2 protein-coding genes and 1 pseudogene are annotated in these 2,457 nt (G+C 36.5%); 1 reads left to right on the top strand and 2 read right to left on the bottom strand.

Annotated features, from left to right (window positions below):
• Positions 1-1,201: mercuric reductase (locus AC1DPQ_RS24665; protein WP_477611177.1), on the bottom strand; the 1,201-nt coding region annotated here is incomplete at its 3' end.
• A gap of 197 nt (positions 1,202-1,398) precedes the next feature.
• Here AC1DPQ_RS24665 and AC1DPQ_RS24660 point away from each other — a divergent pair.
• Entirely contained in the window at positions 1,399-1,533 is a 135-nt protein-coding gene (locus AC1DPQ_RS24660) for a hypothetical protein (protein WP_262711985.1), read from the top strand.
• A gap of 265 nt (positions 1,534-1,798) precedes the next feature.
• Here the strand turns inward: AC1DPQ_RS24660 and AC1DPQ_RS24655 are convergent.
• Positions 1,799-2,457, bottom strand: a pseudogene (locus AC1DPQ_RS24655) (aminopeptidase); the annotation flags it as partial.

Here is a 2,457-nt window from a genome sequence, read left to right as displayed (position 1 = left end):
CTACAATTGCTTTCATCAGCCCTAAAGTTTCATTTGTTTCAATACCCCGTGCAACATTCGACATCGGTAGAACGGCAACTTTATAATTCAATTTCTTTTCTTTTGCTTCTTTTTCAGAAATACCTATCCGCCCAAGTTGAGGGTCGGTAAACATGCAATATGGCACCGGCCGATCGTGAATAGCATAATTTGTGCCCTCCATTAGGTTCCGGTAAACAATGGTATAATCGTTATAAGCAATATGTGTAAATGAAGGGCCACCTTTTACATCACCGAGTGCATAAATCCCTTTAATATTGGTTTCGAGTTTTTCATTGACAAGAATATGCCCTTTGTCATCCAATTTTACGCCACAGTTTCCAAGATCTAAATCTGCAGTCTGAGGCGTACGGCCTGCGGCTACCAACACATGGCTCGTAGTTATTTCTTTTTTTATTTTCCCAGACTCCAGCGTAATGCTAATCTGTTTTTTATCCTGCGCTATTTTCTTGATTTTAACATCAGTGATCAGTTCGATGTTTTCGTCGGTTAAAATTTCAGTAAGTGCTAATGAGATATCCTGATCTTCTCTCGCTAATATGCCTGATGATTTTTCCAAAACGGTTACTTTACTGCCAAATCGATTAAACATTTGTCCAAACTCAAGCCCGATGTAATTTCCGCCAATAACCACCAGGTGTTCTGGAACAGTTTTAAGATCTAAAATTGTTGTCGATGTAAGATAATTAATTTCATCTAATCCTTCAATATCCGGTATGGTAGTTTTTGCACCAGTGTTGATAAAAATCCATTCGGCAGTTACTTTTTCTTCACCGCCATCGTTGAGTGCAATAGACAGTTCTTTTTCACTACTAAATCTTGCTGTTCCAAATATAAGCTCAAGTCCTTTGGTATTTTTAAGGCCTTTTTCAGATGATGACCTGAACTGGTTTACGATATCGTCCTTGCGTTGCTTTATCTTTCTAAAATCAATTTTGATCGCTCCAACTTCTATGCCCAGTTCAGTTGCTCTTCTGGCTTGATACACTGCCCTTGCAGAAGCGATCATTGCTTTTGTTGGTGTACAACCATCATTAATACATGTACCGCCAACATATCTTTTTTCAACAATCGCTGTTTTTTTGCCTGCTTCGGCAAGTCTTTTGGCCAAAGGCGTTCCTGCCTGACCTGCGCCTATGATTATTGCGTCGTAGTGTTTCATCGATTTCCAGATTAATAGAATTTGTTTTGTCCTGAAAGATATAACCTAAATACGAGTCCAATGTTTGGTCAATATTGATTTATACTATGTTCAATTGAGACATTACAAGTTCGAATAAAAAAGTTACAAACTATATTCCAAAATCGACGTTAGATAATTGTAGACATTTAATTGACAAACATAAACCGCAGCCTTATATGCAAACTCAAACAACAGAAAACACGAACCTTACCGTTTTTATCCAGGATGATTCTTCAATTGAAGATAAAAGAGATATTTTATTGAACAGTTTGTTAGACGATCTGAACAGTCAAACAGAGTCTTTTAATTAGTGTAATTGATTATGTCAATTTAATTGAGGAGGTTTAGCTTCATCACCCTGAACGGAGCATTAGCGAGCTCACCGAAGGTAATTCATTTCAGGGTCTTTATAGCAAGAAAGATGCTGAACCGAGTTCAGCATGACGATTACGATTAATCGCAAAAGAAAAGGGCAAACAAATTCATGTTTACCCCTTTCAATCTAAATTAACGCTCTCGCGACAAAAGTATAAATTCTTCTTAAACCTGTATGTAACAAATTTATTTACATTAAAGTTAATGTACAATGATCTTTGCCCGGCGAAGATTATCTGTAGTCTGCAAAATTTTATCCTTTAATTTTGGGTTGTAGTTAGGATGTGATTTCAAGAAATCCTGCACAACTGCATTAGCTTTTTCATTGTTATAACTCGAAAATATAGCCGCCAACCATGATTGTGGAAAAAATATATCCCCTGTTTTCTGTATTTCTACCAATAAATCTAAACTTTCTTTCAGATAATGGATAGATGTTTTTTGCCTAATGGGGTGATGTAAATAAGATAAAGCCGTAGTTACCCAGGCTTCTTTCTGGCGGTTTTTCCGGTCTATTAAGCCGTTAAAAAAAATATCTCTTTCCTTAACATCTAAAGATAAGGCAGGCATTAAATAAATAAGCCGGTTTTTACGATCTTCATTTTTGGTCCGTGCCAACTGATCTTTTAAGATCGTATTTGCAGTATCTGTTTTAAGGGCTAGCGTTAAAGCTAACGCGCTATAATCATCTTCTAACAATTTAATTCCATTTGGTGCGGTTTGTTTGAGCCAGATATTATACATGCGTTTTCCAGCATCAGCACTCAGATATACATTCTGATAAGCATTGAACAAAATCTTCTTATTATTTTGCGTTTGCTGTTGCTCCATTGCATTCCATATTGTTTTCTCCATACTTT

The organism is Pedobacter sp. 01T416_2 (assembly GCF_056398925.1).
The sequence above is the reverse complement of the archived record's forward strand: the minus strand, read 5'-3'. Positions and strand labels throughout refer to the sequence as shown.

What these genes read in the sequence shown, in the direction of transcription:
- AC1DPQ_RS24660 (WP_262711985.1), top strand. Translation starts at nt 1,399, where the DNA reads ATGCAAACTCAAACAACAGAAAACACGAACCTTACCGTTTTTATCCAG.